Below are 22,057 nucleotides of genomic sequence, written 5' to 3'. Positions count from 1 at the left end.
TTTTTCTCGCCGACTTACTTAGCCCTCTTCTGTCACTCTCCGAAAACATTTGCCATTTCTGAATTCTAGAGCTTTTGTATAGCAAGCGATCGCGCGATTCTTTTCTAATAACAAATACAAGACTCATTTTTTCTAATAGTATATATAGCTTGTATTGATTGCCTCATAAGGCTTATAGCGATCGCCCTCCCGGTAAGTGACAGAAGAGGGTTAGTGCTGTATGTTGATGTCTCGGCCATGCCCAATAACAATATTTTGATTGCCAGATTGGGTTATCTTCTTTTGATTGACTTCAATCGCTCTTTCCTGCTCAGGATTCAACTCACCAGGCTCAGATTCAATGTCAGGTTCACTCTCAAATGGCAGTCCCTTCGGTTCAAACTCACCACCTGCATAGTATGCCAGGATAAAGTTGTCAGCTTTCTCAAAGTTCAAAATAGGATGCTGAGGATGCTTGCAATTCTTTGTTCGTCTAGGCACTACCTCACGAGCGTGCAGAGCTAAATTTACTACCCGCACATAACCATCCTTTTGCGAAGCTCCTTTACCTGCAAGTGCTTCAATCAATGCCAGTGTAAATTCACTGTAGGGTCTTCCTTTGAGTATGATAGATCTTTCATCAGCTTGGGAAGAAGCAATCACTACTCGTCCTTTCCCTTCACCAAACAAAGCTTGAGCCTCTGGGGGAAGTGGTGCTTTTTCCACTTCATAACCCAAGCTTTTCGTATCTGCCAATCCCCCAGCATGGCAACAATCCAGCAAGACCAAAAGCTTTTTGGCTGGAATTGCCCGTAGTTTGTCAGCAAACTCTTCACCACTAATTGCAGTTTTGTATAATTTATTTTTGTCATATCCAAAGCACATCAGGAAATACTTTTCTCCCGTCGTACTAACTACCTGATAGCCATGCCCAGAAAAGTAGACGATTACCGTAGAATCAGGTTTAGCAGATTGAGCTAATCGGTCTAGAGCGGCCAGAACGTCCTCTCGCTTTGCTTGTTCTTTTGTCAATACATGTACCTGCTCAGGGGGATAAGCACAGCGTTCTGGGTCTTTCAGAATATCAGCTATACCTACAGCATCCTTTACGGTAATAGGTAAGTCACCGCCAACTCCAACAATACAGGCGTGACCTTGGCTAAAAAGTTGATTCACTGCATTAAACTCCAAATTTTTCGACTGTAAATTAAGCGATCGCCTGAGCCAAAATCCCAAAATTGGGTTAAAAACATCATTTATTTTCTAGTACAAACGTTCATCTAGAAATGGCTAAACTTAGTCCTTATGTACTTGACAAATATACTAAAATACGATGGTGAAATAAAGGCAAAGTACAACTTGACATAAATAGATGTCTTACAATAGATGCTCAAGTTGTAAAAGGAAAAATCGCGCTTGTAAGTCAAAGTCTTTAGTGGAATTTCATAATATACCTCAATCAATGTTTGCACTGATATTTTTGATAACCTTCTAGGTACTTCAAATAATTTTTAGCAGATTCCGTAAAAATATCTATAAAAAATTCTATGTTTCAACTGAGACCAAATTTCACAAATTATGTGCATTGTCAACCAGAAGAATTATAAATAATACTTATTAAAAAATAATTGAGTCAAAATTCTCTGTAAAACTGATAAATAGACTTCTTACCAATTACATAGTAAAGTAAATTCACATAAGTAAGTAGACATGATTAAATGTAAGACGTCATTGCGAGGAAGAACGAAGCAATCTCAGTCTTTGCGATTGGTACTCTTCGAAAACGCCAAGGGCGAATGTTCCTCTCTACGAGACGCACTTTCGTTCGTAATGACAGAACATTTGTATTTATTTACACCTATCTACTTAATGTTTTATTCATAATCTAAATTTGTTCTAAATTTACTATCTGTCTTAACTATGAATAGAATTTATATGAAAATTATTAATGTATTCTTTATTACCATAGCTATTTTCATAGAATCTTCTGCCTTTGCTCAAGCAGAGGTCGTAATTACCCCCAAAACAATCACACTCAATACAACTAGGGGAGAGAAAATAACTCGGATAGTCGCACTGCGTACAAATGAGAAAATTAGCAATTTAAAAGCAGTGGCTCTAGATTCTTTTAGTGCAGACAACAGTGTGGTTTTACCAGCAGCAGCAATCCGAATCCCTTCACCTCCTACTCCAGTCAATACCCAAGAACTGATTAGCTTTCCAGTCGAGTTTAATTTGCAATCCGTTCCTAGTGGAGAATTTACCGGTGAAATCGTCCTGCTTTATGAGCAGGCTGAAAAAGTCATTCCAGTCATTGTTAGGGTTAAAGATTCATGGCCTTTACCTCTGATTACACTGCTACTCGGAACAGCAATTGGTATGGCGGTTTCTGCTTACAGTAGCCAAGGTAAGTTAAGTGATGAGGTTGCTGTTCGTCTGGAAAATTTACGTACTCAAATTGATCCAGATCGGGCAAAGGCGCACTCATTTTGGTCACGAGCTGATATGCATCTGACTATCGCTAAACAAGCACACGATGCAAAACAAATTGTTGATGCTCAATCAGCTCTTAATGATGCGAAAGCGGTTTGGAACAAGTGGCTACAACAACGTCCTAACTGGCTTATCCAGTTTGACTATTGTCAGACACTCCTTAAACGCCTTGAGAAAGATGATTTAAAAAGCACATCTACTCTTTATGTTCAAGCAATTGATCGGGAGCTAAAAGAGACTTTGAACAACGCTGTAGATATTGCAACACCAGAAGAGTTACGGCAACGCCTCGATAAAATATCCGAAAAACTTAATACCTACATTCGATTGAACACACAGTTAAATAAGCTAGAAGGTCTGACAAATTTTTTCAAAAGCGAAGAAGACGACGAATGGAACGATAAAGCAGAAAATTTAGCTTCTTTAAACAACGAACAACACGACAAATGGAACGATACAGCAGAATATTTAAAGCAACGATTGAGTATGTTACTGCCTTCTCAAGATGCTGAAGTGCAAGAGTTACAAACCGATATTAATAAAGATATTGAAAACTTGAGAAAGTTGGGTGCCAAGGCTGATGAGGCGACATCTAAGGGTATGGATGATGGGAACACTGAACCTAATCTAGTTCTCCCAGCTCCATCATTATGGTATTCAGATGTTCATATCTGGAGGAAAATTGCTAGCCTATGGCAAACTGCTAAAGGTCGCTTAAAGCTGTTTTATATCTCCAGTTTTTTGATCTCCTTCAGTGTCCTTGCAGGTGGTGGTTTTAATCAATTGTATTGGACTAAACCAACATTTGGAGCTAATGGTTGGGGAGATTATTTCACTTTGCTCGCTTTAGGATTTGGTGCAGAGGCTACTCGGAATGTTGTGACACAAGTAGCCAGTAAAGCAGATAAATCAGCTTCATGATATGACCTGAGAAAATTCTGGGTATTGTCAAGTTTAAGAAAAAGGTAGGCAATAAAAAGTTCTAAAATTTTGTAACAAAATTGACTCAAAAAGGAGCAATATTGAATATGCAGTTGCGTAACGTAGTTGAACAGTTGGGTGAGGTCAATGTAGAGCGACAAAGCAATGGTGAATTAAAAGTAACCGCTACTTTTCTGTTAGTTCCTGATGTAGAGTTTGATGGTATGGGCTTGGCTTTAGATGCTTCTGCTTCTATGAAGAAGATGTATGGTATTAGCGGTCTTGTGAATAATACGCTATTCAATCAAGCAACCAGTGTAAAAAATCAGGTACAACCAGTAACAAGAACAATAGTAGATTTCCTGTCCAATTATTCTCGCACGTCTAAGGTGAGTTTAGTCTACTGGGCCTGTAGTCCAGATGGTTCTCAAATTGAAGAAATCGGTGAATTTGACAAACAAGATATTCAAAATATTTCGCTGCGTGGACCAAATCCTGAAAAGTTTTCAATGGGAATGCAAACAAAATTGTTGCCTCCTCTAAAGTATTTTGTAGACAAATTTCAGTCTTCGGCAAAACGAGGAGTTAAACATCCTGCTGCGATTTGTGTATTCATTACAGATGGCAAAATAGATGATTTAGAAGAAGTAAAGAAATACTCTTTTCACTTGGCTCAAGAGATTTCCCAAAACCAGAAGCCTTTCATCAAAATGTTCTTGTTGGGTGTTGGAGAAGACATTGATGAAGCGCAAATGACAGAACTTGACAACTTGTTCGATGAAAATGATCTGCGGGATTATAAGGGACAACGGATTGACCTTTGGGATCACCAGCGTGCTGGGGACATGAAGCAAGCCGAGCAAGTTTTCAAGGAAATGGTGTCTGAAGATGTGATTGTGATTGATTCTTCTTGTCGCATTGTAAATCAATCAGGAACTGTGTGCCACAACTATTCGGATGGAGTTCCTGCTCTGCTCCAATTTATGCTTCCCCCCAATTCAACGGAATTCACGCTAGAGTTTCAAAACGCTAAAGTTACTCAGGATATTTCTGAGGCACTGAGTCAGCTTTAGTTACAACTGGAAGAACTGGATGATGTAGATACTCAAACCAATATCGATATTTGGTACTACAAAATTGCCGAGGAGATGCAGGAAATAGTAGGAATATTCTCATAACTAGTAGATGAAAATCAAATTGTCACTGCCACAAATGCTACTATTTATAGTTCTAATGGGAACGTTTTCAAGAAATTTTATGATGTTTTGCCAGCAAATATTTCAATTTCTCTAGCTTTGACTTCTGAATGGTTTGAATTGGATGTCTAGGGTCAGTGTATCCGTCAACCTGTGGTTCGTTCTTCAAAAACATCCCCCCATACCCCCACCGCGCCACAATTATTTATGATTCAGGCAAAGGAATTCGTAGAAGCTGCTCGCAATCTTGGCTTTGAATGGTACACTGGCGTACCCTGTTCTTTTCTCACACCTTTTATTAACTACGTCATTAATGACGTTCAACTTAGATATATCTCCGCAGCCAATGAGGGAGATGCTGTAGCGATCGCAGCTGGAGCCGCAATTGCTAGTAAACCTGCTGTGGTGATGATGCAAAACTCTGGTTTGGGGAATGCAGTTAACCCGTTAACCTCCCTCACTTATATCTTTCGGATTCCACTGCTGCTGATTTGTACTTTAAGAGGCGATCGCCTATTGCAAGATGAACCGCAACATGAATTAATGGGGCAAATTACAGATAAATTGCTGGAAACAATGACTGTACCTTGGGAATTTTTTCCCACAGATGCAGCAGAAATAGAACCCGTTCTGCAAAGAGCCACAGCCTACATGCAACAAGAGCGCCGACCTTATGCTCTAATTATGCGTAAAGGAGCGATATCTTCGATGGGCTACGCCAACGCACCCCATGCACTCACTCGTTCTTCTATCCCCGAACGAGAAAATAGTAGTAGCGCTCATATTCAGCAAAGTTTTTTTCGGGATAACAAAGAACAACGCATTTCTCGCAGCGAAGCATTGGCTCGAATTGTGGAACTCATTGATCCAAAAAACACTGTAATAATTGCCACTACCGGATACACGGGACGCGAACTCTTTGCTAGTAAAGACAGCGCCAATCATCTTTATATGGTCGGCTCGATGGGCTGCGCTTCCTCAATGGGATTGGGACTATCCTTAGCACGTCCAGACCTCAAGGTAGTAGTAATTGATGGCGATGGGGCAGCACTGATGCGAATGGGTAATTTTGCTACCATCGGCACTTATGGCGGTGCTAACTTAACCCATATTCTTTTAGATAATGAAGCCCACGATTCCACAGGCGCACAAGCCACCGTTTCTGCGGGTATCTCCTTTGCCAAAATTGCAGAAGCGTGCGGTTATGGTGTGACATTAGCCGGAGACGACCCTTCGCTTTTAGATGCCTTATTTACCGCAGATGCTAACAATAGACCTAAATTCGCTCATTTAAAAATCCGTCCCGGAACTTTAGAAAAGCTACCCAGACCCAACCTTACCCCGGAAGCAGTTTTACAACGCTTTATGAAACACATTGGTAATTCGTAATTCGTAATTCGTAATTTGTAATTAATAAATTCAAAGTACAAACTCTTTATTTATTAATGCCCAATGCCCTATGCCCCATGCCCCATGCCCAACGACAAAATGATTTTACTAAATCCCGGCCCCGTTAATTTGAGCGATCGCGTCAGAAATGCCCTGTTGCGTCCCGATTTGTGTCATCGTGAAGTGGAGTTTTCCCAACTTCAAAGCAGAATCCGTGAACAACTACTTCAAGTTTATGGTCTTAGCGATCGCTGGGCAGCAGTTCTCCTCACGGGTTCTGGAACCGCCGCGATGGAAGCGATGATCAGCAGTCTAGTACCGACAGACGGGAAGTTGCTGGTAATTGAAAACGGTGTGTATGGCGAACGACTATCCAAAATCGCCAAAATCCACGGCATTGATTACATCACACTTTCCCATCCTTGGGATGCCGAAATCGATATCAACGCTTTAATCAACCTTTTAGATCAAAACGCCGACATCACCCACCTTGCGATCGTCCATCACGAAACTACTACCGGTCGCCTAAATAATTTGGCGGAACTTGCGCCAATTTGCCAAGAACGCCGCATCAAACTATTAGTAGATGCAGTCAGCAGTTTTGGTGCTGAAGAATTAAATTTTGCAGATTGGGGAATCACCGCTTGCGCTGCGACAGCTAATAAATGTCTGCATGGTGTCCCTGGAGTATCCTTTGTCATCCTGCAACGGGATGCACTGCCATCAGTAGACACAATCCCCCGCACCTTATATTTAGATTTAGCAACTTATTACCAGCAACAAGACCGAGGTGGCACACCTTTTACGCAATCAATACAGACATTTTATGCCTTAACAGAAGCTTTGCAAGAAATGGCAGAAGCAGGGGGTTGGCGTGTCAGACATAACCATTACAACCAACTTGCCGGCTTAGTTAGAGATGGGTTAGCCTCAATGGGAATTAAACCTCTACTTCCTCTTGGTAGTTCATCCGTTGTCTTGAATGCCTACTACTTGCCAGACGGTTTCAGGTATGAAGAATTTCACGACCAACTAAAAGCACAGGACTATATCATTTATTCTGGACAGGGAAATTTAGCTCAATCTATCTTTCGAGTATCGACAATGGGAGCTATTACCCACACTGACATGGAACGCTTTATTGGTGTTGTTAAACAAATTATCAAACAGAATTCAGGAGTCAGGAGCCAGAATTCAGAATTGAATTCTGTGCGACTGGTGGATGAATAAACGGGTTTAAAACCCCAGACGCTCCTGCGTCGCTAACGCTGCGCTATCGTCTGCACGGTGCCTACAATTGGTTGGGGTCTGAATCCCCATCCAATTGATTCTGACTCCTGAATTCTGACTTCTGAATTCTTCTTCAATGATCATTCCTAATATTCTCTCGTTCCCATGTTATTCATGGGAACGAGAGAACGAATCTCTAGATGATTTGCGCCTTCTACCCAATACGCTTGGGTTAAGGTTACTGATGTAGATAATTTGTCTTTGAAGACGCGATGAATCGCCGTCTCTACAAGTGTTTTGGGCTTATCTGAACTGTATTGCGCGATAAATCGCGTCTCTGCATGAGGGTTTGGCTTGATCAGAGGCAGAGCATGGGAACGAGAAACGAATTACGTTAGCGAGTCCGCGTACTCTGTAAGAGTTGCAAGCTACGCTTTTAGCATCTCGTAGAGAGCGTCATTACGAATTACGAATTACGAATTACGAATTATTTTAACAGGGCATCAAAGCATTTAATCTCCCCAACACTGCCATATCTTCTGCATCTAACTCCGACGGAATGCCACTGCGAATCAATTCCGAAAAGTCTTCATTGGGAATCATCACAGTCAACGTGTACAAGCGAGTAGAACCAGTGTTTTTAATCAAATGAGTACCAGTAGGAGGCACTAATAAACTATCTCCAGCCTTGATCGTGGCACTTTTGCCGTCACACATGGCGATCGCTTCCCCTTTGAGGACAAAAAACATTTCCACCGCCCACTGATGGCGATTTGGCGGTGTTTGTCCACCAACATCAAAAATTTCTATGCAGCAAGTCAAGGAAGTATTAGCATTTATCGAATCGAAAATAATTGCTAATCGATTAGAGTCGTTGGGACTGATGCGATATACCTGGTAATCTTTGAGAGATTTGATAACCGGAATTACACAACTAGTAGCGTACATTTATTTATCCCCTCTGAAATTATAGATGGGTATGAAAATTTCTAAAATCCAAGTCTTGAATCACAAAATTTTAGATTTTAAATTTTGGATTTTGGATTGAGCGCTCACACCAAAGTCCAAAATTTAAAAAAGTCTGAGAGCAAGCGAATTGAAATGCGAGAAAAAATCTAAAATTCTTGATCTAAGAAAGAGCATTCATACATAGAATTAATCCAAAATCTAAAATCTAAAATCCAAAATTGATTCACTCTTCACCCTTTTGCAGCGCTGTGAAAATTGCTTGCGAGTCAGCGACAAAACCAAAGCATTGTTTGATGTTGTACAATGTCGCTAGCCAACAATATTCAGGAGAAGTTGTAGCAGTGCAGTCTTTAACTAATATGCAATCATATCCTAAGAAATTGGCATCACATAACGTGGTTAGCACACATTGATCGGCATTAACACCAGCAAAAAATAATGTTGTCTTTCCCAGATTTCGCAAAATACTATCTAATGGGGTATCCCAAAACCCACTCATGCGGTATTTTTCCACACGAATATCTTCGGGAAGTTGTTCTAGTTCGTCTACTACTGCTGCGGCCCAACTACCTGCCATGAGTACTCTAGCACCATTGCTTGGCAGTGGATCACCTAATCCCACACCTCCCCCTGTGGGGTTATAAACATGACGCGAACTAGCACTAATATTGAGCAAGTCGGGACGATTCCCCCAATTTAACCAAATTACCGGCACACCAGCCTCACGCAATTCTGGAAGTAAGTTGTTCAAAGGTTTAATAGGCTGACGCGCTGGAGTTACGTCCACGCCGATATGCGCTAACCAGCCATCAAGGTGACAGAAGTCGTTTTGCATATCAATGACGAGGATAGCAGCTTTTGCCAAGTCTAGGCGCAGGGTTTTAGTTTCTGTTGATAAAATAACGGGTTGTGGGGTCTTTTGAGGACGAGTGATATCTGCGATCGCATCATTCACTGTCCACGCATTTGGTGCAACTCCCAATGTCCGTAATGGTAAATTCATAAAATTGCAATACCCAACACCAGTTCCTATTTTGTAACTTGAAATTCAGTTGAAAATACAATTACTTAATCAAGGTTAAATATGCTAAATTTCACCATCCAGAATGTTTTGATTGCCGTCAGTGATGATTATGCAACGGTAGATGTACAGGTTGTAGATAATAAAATTGCCGCCATTGCCCCTAATCTACAAGTAATCGGCACACCTATAGATGGCAAAAATAAGCTATTGTTACCTGGATTTTTCAACGCCCACACCCACTCATCAGAGATGTGGCAGCGAGGAATCATGTCAATGTTCCCTTTAGAATTATGGTTGGCGGAATTGTATGATTTTGCCCCCCTCGATCCCGAAGAGGTTTATCTCAGCGCCTTGGGGACTGCGGTGGAAACCTTACTTTCCGGCGGTACGAGTGTGGTAGATCACCTGGTGTTAATTCCCGGACTTGAGTTAGAAACGATCGCCATTGCAACTCGCGCTTACAGAGAAGTGGGAATTCGTGCCTTTATCGCCCCCTTAATTCAAGATGAATCTCTCACCGCAGGTATGCCATCCGGGGAATCAACCCAAACTCATGAGCCTTATTTTCGCTCAACTGTGGCAACATTGGAAATTATTGAAGAGGCGGTAAGACAGTTTCATCGCCCAGATGAGGGTGTAAATATTTTAGTTGCGCCAACGGGAATTCAATTGTGTACTGATGCTTTATTTCAGGGATGTACTGAGTTAAGCGATCGCTACAATCTTTGTCGTCACTCCCATTTACTTGAAACCAGGGCACAGGAAAAACTCGCTCAAGAAAAGTACGGTTGTACTGCTGTGGAACATTTGAAACGAATCGGGTTTTTGAGCAATAAAACTTCACTTGCCCATTGTGTTTGGTTAAATGATACTGATATCGCCACCCTCGCCGAAACTCAATCTACAGTTGTTCATAATCCCTTAAGTAATCTGCGTTTAGGTAGTGGCATTGCCCCGATTTTAAAATATCGCCAAGCTGGAGTAAATGTAACTTTTGGTTGTGATGGTGCTTCTAGTAATGACTCACAAGATTTGCTAGAAGCTATCAAAATTGGTTCTATTTTACATAATATTACAGACTCAGATTATCAGCACTGGATTACACCCAGACAAGCAGTAGAAATGGCATCTTTGGGAGGCGCAAAGGGTCTGAATATAGCAGATAAACTTGGTTCCCTAACTGTGGGGAAACAAGCAGATTTGGTACTTTATAACCTCACCAATTTATCATTATTACCCCGTACAGATCCTATTGGTTTGCTAGTTTTAGGTCGTCCTAGTAATGTTGTAGATAGTGCTTGGGTGAATGGTAAGCAAATTGTTGCTGATGGGAAAGTGACAACAATTAACGTTGATGAATTGCGACAAGAATTATTTAACCGCAGTCAATGGGAAACAAAGCGTAAGTCTGAAACCGTCGCACAAATTGAAGCACATTATCGCACGGTTATGGGTTTGTGAAATATAAATCAATTGAGTGATTAGTTTACTGAAAAAGATTAGGTAACAAATAGGTAGCCCCAGTATATAAGAGGTAAAAGGCAAAACCGAAAAACAAGGTATTCAAAACGGTGGCTACATAGCCTAAGCACATCAATATGCCGTCAGATTCGATAGTTGCAACTGCTAAGAGTAACATTCCCACAGCAGGAATAGGATTGGTAGCAGGAGGATATGGCGACATTAGTAATATTGCCAACCAAGTAAGACATATCCCATTAAACCGCCAAGTTAATGGATTTTCGGCAATCTTCTGAAAACGCGGACGGGAGATTTTTTCTAAGACTTTGGTCACACGTTGTAAATTTTTCAGCAGTGTTTGAGCAAACCAATTAGGGAATTTAAGGCTGGCAATTTTTTTCGGCAGCCACGGTGTACGCCTCCCCAAAGCCATCTGTCCTGACATCAACAAGCAAGCTATACCAAGGGGAGTGCTTAATCCCGGTGGCGTGGGGATCAAAAATGGTAACACCAACAATGCAATCACTAAGCTAAAACCTCGTTCTGAGGTTTCTGAAATCACGTCACCCAGAGTCAGAGGTTTTTCAGCTAAATGTTGCAATAATGACTTTATATCTTGAGAAAATCTTAGGGTCATAACGCTTCAGGTAATGGGTGTTGATCAAATAATTCATCAAACTTTACTGTAATCCAGACCCATAGTTTTGTGTCTGCATATTTTAGCATCAGTATTGAAGATTAATTCTTTTGAAATTCCAATCCTAATCTAGAACCATCAGTACTAATATCATGTCCGGCTAAAGACTTATCATTTAAAGCGCAGGGGCAGGGAACAGGGGGAAAGAGGCTTTTGGGATTGTTGCACAAATACGGTAATCATAAGTGATTCACCGGACTTGATATAAGGAAGCGATCGCTATTCACCCTATAAGAGCGGTCAAAAATCCGTGTTTGCTCCTGTTGGGCAATGCCAGAATTCTGATTTACAGCATCAAAACTCTAGTAATTGGCTACAAAACCACAAAAAAATGCAGATTTTGTGTATGCTCTGTGACTAAGTGCCTTAGCAATACCTTTCCAGGAGTCAACATGGAACGCGCCATCTCTGCGTTGGGAATCTTAGTTTTTATCGGTATATCCTACGCCTTCTCTATTAATCGTCGTGCGGTGCATTGGCGTATAGTGGCATGGGGTTTAGGATTAGAGTTTGCATTTGCGCTAGTGATTCTTAAAACTCCTTGGGGTTTGACTGTGTTTAAATCTCTGGGAGATGTTGTCAGCCAATTTTTAGCATTTTCTGATGTTGGTGCAAAATTTGTCTTTGGAGAAAATTTTAAAGATCATTTCTTTGCTTTTCAAGTGCTGCCGACAATTATCTTTTTCTCTGCTTTCATCAGCGTCTTGTATTACTACGGCATTTTGCAGATGGTGGTAAAGGTGATGGCGTGGGTAATGATGAAAACAATGAAAACATCGGGTTCTGAATCTTTATCCTGTGCAGGTAATATCTTCTTGGGCCCAACAGAATCAGTGTTGATGGTTAAGCCTTATGTAGCCAATATGACGCAATCAGAACTCCATGCCGTGATGACTGGTGGTTTTGCCACAATTGCCGGTGGAGTACTAGGGGCATATCTTTCCTTTGGCATCCCAACAGAACACCTGATTGCTGCTTTCTTTATGACTGCTCCCATGTCATTGGTGGTATCAAAATTACTTTACCCAGAAACAGAAGTTTCAGAGACGCTTGGTAAAGCAAAAGTAGATGTAGAAACGAATTATGTAAATGTCATTGATGCTGCTACTACTGGAGCAATTGACGGTGTGAAGCTAGCAGTTAACGTTGGGGTGATGATTATCGCCTTTTTGGGATTATTGGCTGCTCTCAATGCACTTTTGGGATGGTTGGGATCATTTGTAGGCTTACAGCAACTCTCACTACAGTGGATTTTATCTTTTGTTATGGCTCCCGTGGCGTGGCTAATGGGCGTACCTTGGGCTGATTGTCGGCAAGTTGGGGCATTATTAGGTACAAAGACAATTTTGAATGAGTTTATTGCTTTTTTAGATTTGAAGGCACTAATTGAGAGTGGTAAAATCTCCCAACGTGCAGTAACTATTGCGACTTATGCCTTATGTAATTTTGCGAATATTGGTTCAATTGGCATTACCATTGGTGGCATTGCCGCGATCGCACCAAATCGCCAGCATGACTTAGCTCGCATGGGTGTAAGGTCAATGATTGGCGGATTGCTAGCGGGTTTTATCACCGCTTGTGTTGCTGGGATGTTGATTTGACAAAGTTAGAGAGACGGGATAAATCGCCGACTCCAACTGTCTTTAATTTTGAAGTAATGAGTAATAAGTAATAAGTAATGGGTATTACTCATTACTCATTTATTTATTGACAGACTACTACTCATCTGTAGAGTAGAACTGTTGGGCATAAAAACGGGCATACCGTCCTTCTTGAGACAACAGGGAGGTGTGAGTACCAGCTTCAACCACCTCTCCTTGTTCGATGACGAGAATGCAGTCAGCCCGACGAACGCTGCTCAAGCGATGGGCGATAATAAACACGGTACGGTTTTGCATCACTCGTTCTAGTGCTTCTTGAACTAGTGCTTCTGATTCAGAATCTAGGGCAGAGGTAGCTTCATCAAGGATGAGAATTCGAGGATCGTTAGCAACTGCTCTAGCGATCGCTAATCTTTGGCGTTGTCCTCCTGATAGGTTAACTCCCCGCTCTCCCACCCAGGTATGATAACCCTGAGAAAACTGGGTGATAAACGAGTGAGCGTTGGCAATCTTGGCTGCTTCTTGAATCGCTGATATATCTAATTTTTCCTGACCGTAACCGATATTTTCAGCGATCGTTCCCGAAAAAAGAGTAACATCTTGGGGAACAATGCCAATTTGATGGCGCAGGCTGGTGAGTGTGACATCACGGATATCAATATCATCAACCAGAATTTGACCCCTCTGAGGGTCATAAAAGCGAAGTAAAAGGTTAATTAACGTCGATTTACCTGCTCCAGAAGAACCAACCAAGGCAATGACATCACCAGGAGAAGCGTTCAAGCAGAGATCCTTTAGCACTGGCTGATCGGGATTGTAGGCGAAATCGACATGACGATACTCTACCTTGCCCATAACTCTTGGCATTGCCTGAGCATTCGATTTTTCGCTGATACTAGGCTCCTTCGCCATCAGTTCAAAGATGCGTTCAACGGAAGCTTCAGTCTGTTTGTACTCGTTGTAATTGCTAATCATCAGATCGATTGGCTGAATCAGTAAAGCCACAGCAGCTAAGAAACTGATAAACCCTTGAGCAGTCAGCTGATTCTGAGAAATCTGCCATCCTCCCAATAAAAACAGCAGCATAATACTAACTGCTTCCAAGAAACCAACAACGGGAAACTGAATGGATTTGAGTTGTAGAGCGCGATATTTAGCTTGGCGATTGATTTCTGCTTCTTTGTTGAATCGCTTCACCTCATATTCTTGGGCTGCAAAAGCTTGAACGACGCGAATCCCACTAAATACCTCAGTTAGCATCGCCGACAAATTGGAAACCTGATTTTGGCTCTGGCGAGATAGCACGAGTAATCGCTGACCAAATTGCCCGATCAACCAAGCCATTAAAGGAGCCAAAATCAAACCCGCAAGAGTGAGCGGCCAATTCAGGTAGAGCATGTAAATGGGAATTGCAATTAACTGCAAAAAATTGGAAAGAAACTGATGGGATAACTTGTCTACAATCTCGCCGACGCGATCAATATCTTCTGTCAGACGATAAGTCAAGTCTCCTGTCTGTGTGGTTTCAAAGTAATCTAATCCAAGTTTGTGCAGGTGAGCATAAACCCGCTTACGCAAGTTTAAAACCATGTTCAGGGCAGCAGCAATCATAAAGACATTCTGCCCGTATTGACAAAGCCCTCGAACCAAAAATACCACAGTGGCTAGTCCGAGCCAGTAGGCAATCTGGTTAACATTTCCCTGGCCAAGATAAAAAGCGACCTGACCTGCTAAATAGGGCACTGCTAGGGTGAATAACACAAATCCTAGAATACAAGCCAATCCCCGAATTAACAGCGGCCATTGGGGCCAGAGATAAGGCAACAGTTGCCAGTAACTAGAGCGGACTTTCATAGGTAAGTAAGAATTCAGGAGTTAGGAGTCAGGAGTCAGAATTCAGAATTCAGAATTCAGATGCATTACGGCGTTAGCCTACCACACCATGCTACCGAACCGTGCTGACTCCTGAATTCTGACGAAATTTCTACTCAAGTTTCTCCTAAAGAGTTTAGTAGAAAGCGGGCAATTCTCTCAGATGCGCCAGGTGGGCCAAATCGCTCAGGGCCATTTACTTTGCACTTAGCGAGGTAGTCTGAATCTTGTAAAGTTTCAACTACTCGTTTTGCTGCTTGCTTGAGAATCTCAGGGGTTGCTGGCTTAGTGCCGATAGTTTGGGCAGAAATGCCCAACAGCCGCGTTTGCGCTTCTGCAAATTGATAGGTAAATTGCGGGCCCTCTCCGGGAATCTGGATGATCGGTTTGCCGATCGCTACAGCTAAATCCACTGCCAACCCTGCCATGCCAATGACGAGGGTAGAGTAATACAAGATATCACTGAAGGCATCTGAGTAACATCTCACTTCTACAAGCGGTGATTCCTCAGCAGAACTTCCGGGAGGAGAATAGGTGAGTATGCCTTGATTCAGTTCCCAACCTTGGCTTTTAGCAATGTCGTCTAATTGTTCCATCAAATTTGGTACCAAGGCGGCGCGAAACTGGAATCCTGACTCAGGCATCACCTTGGCAATTTCTACCACCAGTTGCAACTGCAAACAGAAATTTCGTGCGGCTTCCGGCATCCGCGATCCTGGTAAAAGTGCGATCGCAGGAACGTCCGGTTTCAGGTACAAGTCTTTGCCAACGGGGACGAGGCGATCTAAAGCCGGAATACCACCAAACTGAGCTTTAGCTATACCTTGCCGCTGGAGATCAGAAGCCGTATAGGTATCTCTGGTAAAAACTGTCAGACATCGAGAAGAATTGAGATCGTGCCACAGCAGCGGATTAATACGCAATTGCCCTTCATAGATGGCAGAAAGACAAGAGATAAACGAAACGAAAGGACGTTTTGTTAAGTAGGCAAATGTCTGGGAGACAAAATCCCCAGTAGCCATAATTAAATCGCAGTTGGGAGCATACTGTAACACCGCTTGTAACTGTCTCCACGTTAACCCAATCAATCCCGATTGAAAATCTTTGAGTAAATAGAGGCGCTTCATGTAAAAGAATCCCCCAGAGGGCATCGTTTGTGTGGGCCCAATAATGGGAATGTTCAAGCTGCGGTAAGCTTTTCCTTCCCCCACAATCGGCATTGCCGCCATCTCAATAGAAGGAGACAATTGGCGCAAGGTCTGAATAACGTGAGAGGTGTGGTTGTCCTCTCCGTGGCCGTTACTGATAAACAAGATTCGCTTAGAAGGCATCTTGGGGTCTTGGATAGGTCTAAAATGTTTGTTTGGTGAGATTTTTAACCTACATTGGGTGAGTAGGCAAAGAGATTGATAGTATTTTTACTCTTGAGAGTTTGTAATTTTATAGACAAATCTACAAAGTTCCTTTTTCAGATGTTAACCGCAATGGAATTACTGCTAATCCCTGTTTTTGCAGACGCTAATCTATCAGAGAATACAGTATTAGGAGTACAAGCGCTATGGGTGAATGGCACTAAGTTAAGCTGAAAGGTAAGCGGCGTAGGGATTGCAGAGGGGCAGGGGAGCAGAGGGGCAGAGGGGAATTTCTAAATATATGAACGCAATGCCTAAAATTTCTTCTTTCTCCCATGCTCCTCTGCTCCCCTGCTGCCTCAACGATTTTCCCTTTTCTTAGTGCCATTCCGCTATAGGTAAATTGATCTTGGCGGCATTACGAGGATAGCACCGAATCGACAGCATGACTTGGCTTACATAGGTGTAAGAGGTAAATATTTGATTCAGCAAGTCCGATAATTTATATCAGAAGTAAACTTAGAAAATTTATGCCAAAAATTCATATTTATGTACAGCGGGGAGATATTGCAAAAGTCGCACGCCAAATAGCTAATGGCGTTGATATTGATTGCCTAGATGAGTATTCCCAGCAAACACCATTAATGTGTGCAGTTAGTAGTGCTAATGCAGGTGTTGATATGATTCGCTTCCTCTTGGAACATGGCGCGAATGTGAATGCTGTTGAACAAGAATCTGAAAATACCGTACTTGGGTTGGCTGTGCAGTCAGGAAATCTAGATAAAATCCAATTGATTCTGAATTCTGGAGCGGATATTAACTATCAAAGCCCAAATGGATATGATGTCTTAATCAATGCTATGCATGGTCGAGATATCTTGCAGGATCAAAACTTAATATCAACTTTGAATTTTCTCATCTCTAGAGGTGCTGCTGTCAATGGCATGAGTAGCTATGGTGAATCTGCAATCAAAATAGCTGCTCATATTGGGAGATTTGATGCTGTCAAATTATTATTGAACGCGGGTGCTAACCCAGAGCAACTGGGATGGACAGAATTAATGCACGCTATAGTTTTTGAGAGCTTAGAGCGAGTAAAGTTATTGATAGAGCAAGGAGCAGATCAAGATGTGCGTGATTGTTGGCATAGAACTCCTTGGTTATTGAGTATTCAAATGGGCGAATTACCTAAAGCCAAATTACTCCTAGCTGCGGGAGCAAATCACAACGATGTGGGAAACTGCGGAAAAACGCCATTAATGTATGCGATAGAAAATAATAGGCTCGAAGTCCTACAGTGGCTAATTGCTGAGGGATTTGATATTGAAGCCACTGATGATTTTGGTAGCACTGCTTTAATAATCGCAGCAGAGCATGGTGCTACTGAGTGCGTCAGAATTTTACTAGAAGCTGGCGCAAACCCCAGCATAATCAATCATTGCAATGACAAAGCCATTAAGATAGCGACAAACAAGGAAATTGTCAGAATGTTAATTGCGGCTGGTGAAGATGTGAGCGATATTAACGATGATATGCGGCGATCGCTCACCGGAATTGCCAACAGCAAATTCTACCTATCAGAATTATCACCAAAGCAATATTTTGCTGGTAAACATCCGCGCTTTGGCAAAACCAATCCAGAATTGATGCAAATACCTTTTTGGCAGGTGATGATTTATGAAGGTTGTTCTGCTTATAGCGCACAAAATACTTTTAAAGATACAGAAAATCGGCAATATAAAGTATGGTGCTACGATCGATTTGGCAGAACTATTACACAATTACCCGATGGCAGAATTGTAGAAATTGCTGGTGAACATGAAGACTACTATGACTCTAATTTTTGTATATATAACGATGTTGTAGTTTTTCAAGGTGATGGTAATTTTCAGATTTTTGGTTACCCCCAACATGTTTTTCCGCCAACTGATTTTCATTCAGCTACATTAGTTGGAGAATACATATATATTATTGGTAGTTTAGGATACTCCGGTACAAGAGTCTACAATGAAACCCCAGTTTATAGATTACATATCCACACATTTGAAATAGAAAAATTAGAAACAACTGGTGAGAAGCCAGGATGGATAAGTAGACACAAAGCTAACTACAAAGAGCCAGATAAAATGTATCTTACTGGTGGTAAATTGTGTGTAGCTAGTAATGATAAATCAGAAGATTATATAGATAATTCTGTGGATTATATCTTAAATTTAATCAACTTAACTTGGAGCCGAGCTACTGTTTAATACCAATTCAATTAATGATTACAACACATCCTTGGGTAAAGACGCGATGAATCGCGTCTCTACAAATGGTCTATTTGTCGCATTCTTTTTTCAAATTGATATAAATATGAAAAACTCTACCCACAATGGAATGGGAGCATCTCCGGCTCCGCTCCTGAATTCTGACTTCTGACTTCTTCTTCAACAGCGTTTCTTGAGCAACTGAGGTACACTCAAATTTTTGTTTTACAGAGTTAGTTGCTTTGAAAATGTACTTCAACAGTCCGGGAACAACTATATTCAAATTCAATTTTTTTTTAGATACTCAGGTGGCACATGATCTACTAACCAAACACCATTAGCAGAACAATAGAAGATGTAACCCGACTGATGCATTGCCGCAGTATTTACAGCAAAAACCACTGGTTTTCCATGTCTTGCACCAACAATCTGTGCTGTTTCTATATCCTTTGATAAATGGACATGATGCCGTGACATTTTGCAAAGTCCTGTTTGCAGAATTGACTCTACAGATTTGCATCCCGTGCCGTGATAAAGCTCATCTGGGGGAACAACAGGTTCCAATTGTAAATCTACTTTTACACTATGTCCTTGGTTTGCACGAATAAGATTACCTGTAGAATCAAAAGAAAAGCGTTGTTTCTCGTTGAATTCAACTACTACCTGTAATTCCTGACGGGTGAGTGGAAAATTGTTTCTAGCACAAGCACTAAGTAGTTCATCAACAGCAACCCAACCACCGGGAGCAAGTTTAATTCCAATTGCATCCGGTGTGTGTCGCAGATATTTGCTGAGATATTTGCTGATTTTGACGAGGCGAGAATCACTCATTTAATTGTGGTTGGCATATTTATACTACAAATATATGCTTTTATAATACATCAAATTTTTATTGATGGTAAATTGACAGAATTTGTCTTCCCATCATGGCTAATGCTACTCCAATCATGACAATGAGTGTCACCTTTCCACCAGGAACCAGTGGTTGATTTATGCTATCTAAGTTTTCTTGTTCTTGACGTTGCTTCCAACTCATTAATGCCGGCATAATTCCACCGAGAACTGAGATACTAAATGTTCCAGTGTAATCTAAGGCAGTAAAAAAGATGCTGGGATTAAGCGTTCCGAGAGTCATCGGAGGGAAAAGAACCAGCGAATAGAGGGGGAGGCGTCTAGAAAGTCCACCTTGTGCAAGGAGAAAAATATCTTTGAACAAATCTAGCAATCCATACACAAATCCAATAAATGATGTTGCGATCGCAAATTCTGAAAAAATGGATACTAGCACTCCTAACCATTCCCCCGCACCACCTGCTCGGAGAATTTGCAGTGGATCAAAAACACTTGTACCATCAGATGTGCTATTTAGCATATCGGGACTGACGCTTCCTAAAATTACGGCATTCCACGCCAAGAACATAATTAGAGGAATTACAGAACCAATAAAGATGGACTGGCGAATTTTGCCAGCATCCCCTTCGAGTTGTGTCACAACTAGCGGCACAACGTTTTGAAAAAATAGCGCCACAGACATTACTGAAATGGCACTACCAAGGGCACTCCAGTCCTGAAATACTAGTTGAGTACTCTGAATGTGCCCTCCTGCCAGAAATAATAGTCCTAAGAAGGAAACAATGACAATTCCGACAAAGGCGCTGTTTAATTTCTCAATAAACTTTTCTCGCCCAAGATACATAATCCCACCAAATAAGAGCGTAAAAGTCGTTGTGCCCACCCACATAGGCAATATTTGCACACCCCAGACTTTTGCCGCCGCAGATCCTAAAATCTCTCCACCCTTGGTGACGTATGCTACCAAGAGAGCATAGTGCATGAATAAATATGCGCTGCCTGCAATTCGCGCTCCCAGCTTACCAAGGATTTTCTCAACAATTCCCAAAAAACCTATACTCGGACGCCCTTCGGTTCGCATTATGTTTAAAGTAACTTCTGCAACCAATAACCCTGAAACTAAAGCGTAGAGCCAAACAGCAATTAGTCCAGATGTAGACGGCACAATACCAGACGGCAGCGTAACGGCTGGTAGGGCGAGAATCCCAGCCCCAACGGTGGTTCCCGCAATCAATGCAGTACTTCCCAATACACTACCCGGTTGATGATTGAGTTTTTTTCCATCAAATTCGAGATGAGAAAACAACCGAGTGACTTGCTCTGAATCTTGGAGAACAGTCTTTATGGGAACCATACTGAATATCCGTACCTAAACCAAACAAACAATATTAACATGTGGAAATATTCTTCGCAAAAACCCTGCTTTTTATGGTTTTTCAGCTAAATTTTTGTGATCAATCAGCGTAGGCGTAGCCCGTCGTAGACATCGCTAATTTATTATCAACACAAATTTTGGAGTTCAAATGTCACTTCTAGTACTTTATTAATTAATTAGATTACGCAGTCGGGAACATTGTCCCCATAACAAATGTGGTTTAAATAAATGTAAATGAAAACTTGTCTAAGGGGAGGAAGAATCTAACGATCGTCTTCGCTCACAAAATTGAATAATTTAATTTCTGGAAGTCCCTAAATACTTTATCTATAGCTAGACTAGACGATCGCAACCTGAAGAAATTATTAGGACTTAAACAAAAATGGCAACTTTAACTATTCGTTTACCAGACGATAAGCATAATAGATTGAAAGAACTTGCTCAAGCCAAAGGCATCAGTGTCAATAAATTGATTGAAGAACTTTCTACCATAGCTCTGGCAGAATTTGATGCCCATACAAGATTTAAAGCAATGGCTGCAACTGGCAACTCAGAAGAAGGTTTAAGAATACTGGCTAAACTTGATGCTCTGACATAATAGAGCTTGTAGGGCGATTATGAAAACACTAACCGGAGCCGATCGCCCACATCCACCCCATCACCAAAAGTGCGAAGTGGAATAGCCCGTCGTAGACATCGCCAAGTTTAAGAATTGTCCTGTGGATCTGGCGCTTTCCCAGTGGTTAGATACTTTAAAATTAAAACAACATACTTTCAGGAGATTAGCCCAATGACATATATCTCCCAAAAAACCCTCACTAAAGAAGATTTTCTCTGCCAATATCAAGATAACTCCCAATATGAATTAGCAGACGGAGAAATAATTGACATGGAACCCACTGGCCCCCACGAAACGGTGAGTGGGAAAGTTGCAACCCAAATTGGTATACACCTTGTTGCAGAACAACTTCCCTGGGTTATTCCTCGCACTTGTTTAATTTACCCCTTCGCGGATGCAGCTACAGCTCGTCGTCCTGATGTTGTGGTTCTTGATGAAACCGTTCTCGACCGTGAACCCCTTTGGGAACGAGAACCCGTAATTACGCTGGGACGCTCAATTAAACTGGTGGTTGAAGTTGTTAGTACTAACTGGGAAACTGACTATGCACGCAAAGTTGAAGAGTATGCAATTTTAGGCATTCCCGAATATTGGATTGTAGATTATCGAGGATTGGGTGGAGTCGCATTTATTGGTAAACCTAAACAACCTACCTTCACTGTCTGTCAACTAGTTGAAGACACTTATACTCAACAGCAATATCGATTAAATCAATTAATAAAATCACCGCTTTTGCCCCGTCTTCAACTTCGCTTAGATGATACTCTTCCTCGTTGAA

General features: G+C 41.6%; 17 protein-coding genes. 9 read left to right on the top strand and 8 right to left on the bottom strand.

Going from position 1 to position 22,057, the window contains the following annotated elements; all coding sequences use genetic code 11:
* Window positions 1-210: 210 nt before the first annotated feature.
* Window positions 211-1,155: a caspase family protein gene (locus tag RRG12_RS17795; protein WP_069072704.1), complete on the bottom strand. Its 945-nt coding sequence runs from the start codon at window positions 1,153-1,155 to the stop codon at window positions 211-213.
* A gap of 759 nt (window positions 1,156-1,914) precedes the next feature.
* Here RRG12_RS17795 and RRG12_RS17790 point away from each other — a divergent pair.
* The 4 genes from RRG12_RS17790 to RRG12_RS17775 all read left to right on the top strand — a co-directional run bounded on the left by RRG12_RS17790 (window position 1,915) and on the right by RRG12_RS17775 (window position 7,208).
* The gene (locus RRG12_RS17790) at window positions 1,915-3,393 is read left to right on the top strand and encodes a hypothetical protein (protein ID WP_069072705.1); all 1,479 of its coding nucleotides are present in this window, start codon (window positions 1,915-1,917) and stop codon (window positions 3,391-3,393) included.
* Between the two features lie 107 nt (window positions 3,394-3,500).
* Window positions 3,501-4,466, top strand: a complete 966-nt coding sequence (locus tag RRG12_RS17785; protein ID WP_420760195.1) for a vWA domain-containing protein — start codon at window positions 3,501-3,503, stop codon at window positions 4,464-4,466.
* Between the two features lie 330 nt (window positions 4,467-4,796).
* Entirely contained in the window at window positions 4,797-5,978 is a 1,182-nt protein-coding gene (gene aepY, locus RRG12_RS17780) for a phosphonopyruvate decarboxylase (RefSeq protein ID WP_420760194.1), read from the top strand.
* A gap of 84 nt (window positions 5,979-6,062) precedes the next feature.
* The gene (locus RRG12_RS17775; protein ID WP_420760193.1) at window positions 6,063-7,208 is read left to right on the top strand and encodes a 2-aminoethylphosphonate aminotransferase; all 1,146 of its coding nucleotides are present in this window, start codon (window positions 6,063-6,065) and stop codon (window positions 7,206-7,208) included.
* 492 nt (window positions 7,209-7,700) lie between these two features.
* Here the strand turns inward: RRG12_RS17775 and RRG12_RS17770 are convergent, their stop codons facing one another.
* Both RRG12_RS17770 and RRG12_RS17765 read right to left on the bottom strand, forming a co-directional pair.
* Entirely contained in the window at window positions 7,701-8,156 is a 456-nt protein-coding gene (locus RRG12_RS17770) for a cupin domain-containing protein (protein WP_069072708.1), read from the bottom strand.
* 244 nt (window positions 8,157-8,400) lie between these two features.
* Window positions 8,401-9,180: a cysteine hydrolase family protein gene (locus RRG12_RS17765; protein ID WP_420760192.1), complete on the bottom strand. Its 780-nt coding sequence runs from the start codon at window positions 9,178-9,180 to the stop codon at window positions 8,401-8,403.
* A gap of 81 nt (window positions 9,181-9,261) precedes the next feature.
* Between RRG12_RS17765 and RRG12_RS17760 the strand changes: the two genes are divergently transcribed.
* The gene (locus RRG12_RS17760; RefSeq protein ID WP_420760191.1) at window positions 9,262-10,662 is read left to right on the top strand and encodes an amidohydrolase; all 1,401 of its coding nucleotides are present in this window, start codon (window positions 9,262-9,264) and stop codon (window positions 10,660-10,662) included.
* Between the two features lie 25 nt (window positions 10,663-10,687).
* Here the strand turns inward: RRG12_RS17760 and RRG12_RS17755 are convergent, their stop codons facing one another.
* Window positions 10,688-11,299 carry an exopolysaccharide biosynthesis protein gene (locus RRG12_RS17755; protein ID WP_420760190.1) on the bottom strand — a complete coding sequence of 204 codons (612 nt, stop codon included), beginning with the start codon at window positions 11,297-11,299 and terminating at the stop codon, window positions 10,688-10,690.
* 452 nt (window positions 11,300-11,751) lie between these two features.
* Here RRG12_RS17755 and RRG12_RS17750 point away from each other — a divergent pair, with 452 nt between their 5' ends.
* The gene (locus RRG12_RS17750; protein WP_420760189.1) at window positions 11,752-12,960 is read left to right on the top strand and encodes a NupC/NupG family nucleoside CNT transporter; all 1,209 of its coding nucleotides are present in this window, start codon (window positions 11,752-11,754) and stop codon (window positions 12,958-12,960) included.
* 117 nt (window positions 12,961-13,077) lie between these two features.
* Here RRG12_RS17750 and RRG12_RS17745 read toward each other — a convergent pair whose 3' ends face one another.
* Window positions 13,078-14,814, bottom strand: coding sequence for an ABC transporter ATP-binding protein (locus tag RRG12_RS17745; RefSeq protein WP_420760188.1), 1,737 nt, complete (start codon window positions 14,812-14,814; stop codon window positions 13,078-13,080).
* A 134-nt stretch (window positions 14,815-14,948) separates the two neighbouring features.
* Window positions 14,949-16,163 carry a lipid-A-disaccharide synthase-related protein gene (locus RRG12_RS17740; RefSeq protein ID WP_420760187.1) on the bottom strand — a complete coding sequence of 405 codons (1,215 nt, stop codon included), beginning with the start codon at window positions 16,161-16,163 and terminating at the stop codon, window positions 14,949-14,951.
* Between the two features lie 551 nt (window positions 16,164-16,714).
* Between RRG12_RS17740 and RRG12_RS17735 the strand changes: the two genes are divergently transcribed.
* The gene (locus tag RRG12_RS17735; protein ID WP_420760186.1) at window positions 16,715-18,433 is read left to right on the top strand and encodes an ankyrin repeat domain-containing protein; all 1,719 of its coding nucleotides are present in this window, start codon (window positions 16,715-16,717) and stop codon (window positions 18,431-18,433) included.
* A 285-nt stretch (window positions 18,434-18,718) separates the two neighbouring features.
* On the opposite strand, the gene RRG12_RS17730 is transcribed toward RRG12_RS17735, so the two are convergent.
* Both RRG12_RS17730 and RRG12_RS17725 read right to left on the bottom strand, forming a co-directional pair.
* Entirely contained in the window at window positions 18,719-19,264 is a 546-nt protein-coding gene (locus tag RRG12_RS17730; protein ID WP_420760185.1) for an RNA 2'-phosphotransferase, read from the bottom strand.
* A 58-nt stretch (window positions 19,265-19,322) separates the two neighbouring features.
* Complete coding sequence (locus tag RRG12_RS17725) at window positions 19,323-20,639, bottom strand: amino acid permease (RefSeq protein WP_420760184.1); 1,317 nt, start codon at window positions 20,637-20,639, stop codon at window positions 19,323-19,325.
* A gap of 403 nt (window positions 20,640-21,042) precedes the next feature.
* Between RRG12_RS17725 and RRG12_RS17720 the strand changes: the two genes are divergently transcribed.
* Together RRG12_RS17720 and RRG12_RS17715 are read left to right on the top strand one after the other, a co-directional pair.
* A complete protein-coding gene (locus RRG12_RS17720) occupies window positions 21,043-21,258 on the top strand; it encodes a toxin-antitoxin system HicB family antitoxin (RefSeq protein ID WP_069068845.1) in 216 nt (71 codons plus the stop codon).
* Window positions 21,259-21,450: 192 nt separating this feature from the next.
* Window positions 21,451-22,056: a Uma2 family endonuclease gene (locus RRG12_RS17715; protein WP_420760183.1), complete on the top strand. Its 606-nt coding sequence runs from the start codon at window positions 21,451-21,453 to the stop codon at window positions 22,054-22,056.
* Window position 22,057: the final 1 nt, after the last annotated feature.

The sequence above is a fragment of the Nostoc sp. CALU 546 genome (assembly GCF_048836525.1).
Note: the sequence above shows the minus strand (reverse complement) of the source record. Positions and strands in the feature narration are given on the sequence as shown.

Excerpts from the sequence above, each read along its gene's own strand:
- RRG12_RS17790 (WP_069072705.1), top strand. The coding sequence starts at position 1,915 with ATGAAAATTATTAATGTATTCTTTATTACCATAGCTATTTTCATAGAA.
- RRG12_RS17785 (WP_420760195.1), top strand. The coding sequence starts at position 3,501 with ATGCAGTTGCGTAACGTAGTTGAACAGTTGGGTGAGGTCAATGTAGAG.
- aepY (WP_420760194.1), top strand. The coding sequence starts at position 4,797 with ATGATTCAGGCAAAGGAATTCGTAGAAGCTGCTCGCAATCTTGGCTTT.
- RRG12_RS17775 (WP_420760193.1), top strand. The coding sequence starts at position 6,063 with ATGCCCAACGACAAAATGATTTTACTAAATCCCGGCCCCGTTAATTTG.
- RRG12_RS17770 (WP_069072708.1), bottom strand. The coding sequence starts at position 8,156 with ATGTACGCTACTAGTTGTGTAATTCCGGTTATCAAATCTCTCAAAGAT.
- RRG12_RS17765 (WP_420760192.1), bottom strand. The coding sequence starts at position 9,180 with ATGAATTTACCATTACGGACATTGGGAGTTGCACCAAATGCGTGGACA.
- RRG12_RS17760 (WP_420760191.1), top strand. The coding sequence starts at position 9,262 with ATGCTAAATTTCACCATCCAGAATGTTTTGATTGCCGTCAGTGATGAT.
- RRG12_RS17755 (WP_420760190.1), bottom strand. The coding sequence starts at position 11,299 with ATGACCCTAAGATTTTCTCAAGATATAAAGTCATTATTGCAACATTTA.
- RRG12_RS17750 (WP_420760189.1), top strand. The coding sequence starts at position 11,752 with ATGGAACGCGCCATCTCTGCGTTGGGAATCTTAGTTTTTATCGGTATA.
- RRG12_RS17745 (WP_420760188.1), bottom strand. The coding sequence starts at position 14,814 with ATGAAAGTCCGCTCTAGTTACTGGCAACTGTTGCCTTATCTCTGGCCC.
- RRG12_RS17740 (WP_420760187.1), bottom strand. The coding sequence starts at position 16,163 with ATGCCTTCTAAGCGAATCTTGTTTATCAGTAACGGCCACGGAGAGGAC.
- RRG12_RS17735 (WP_420760186.1), top strand. The coding sequence starts at position 16,715 with ATGCCAAAAATTCATATTTATGTACAGCGGGGAGATATTGCAAAAGTC.
- RRG12_RS17730 (WP_420760185.1), bottom strand. The coding sequence starts at position 19,264 with ATGAGTGATTCTCGCCTCGTCAAAATCAGCAAATATCTCAGCAAATAT.
- RRG12_RS17725 (WP_420760184.1), bottom strand. The coding sequence starts at position 20,639 with ATGGTTCCCATAAAGACTGTTCTCCAAGATTCAGAGCAAGTCACTCGG.
- RRG12_RS17720 (WP_069068845.1), top strand. The coding sequence starts at position 21,043 with ATGGCAACTTTAACTATTCGTTTACCAGACGATAAGCATAATAGATTG.
- RRG12_RS17715 (WP_420760183.1), top strand. The coding sequence starts at position 21,451 with ATGACATATATCTCCCAAAAAACCCTCACTAAAGAAGATTTTCTCTGC.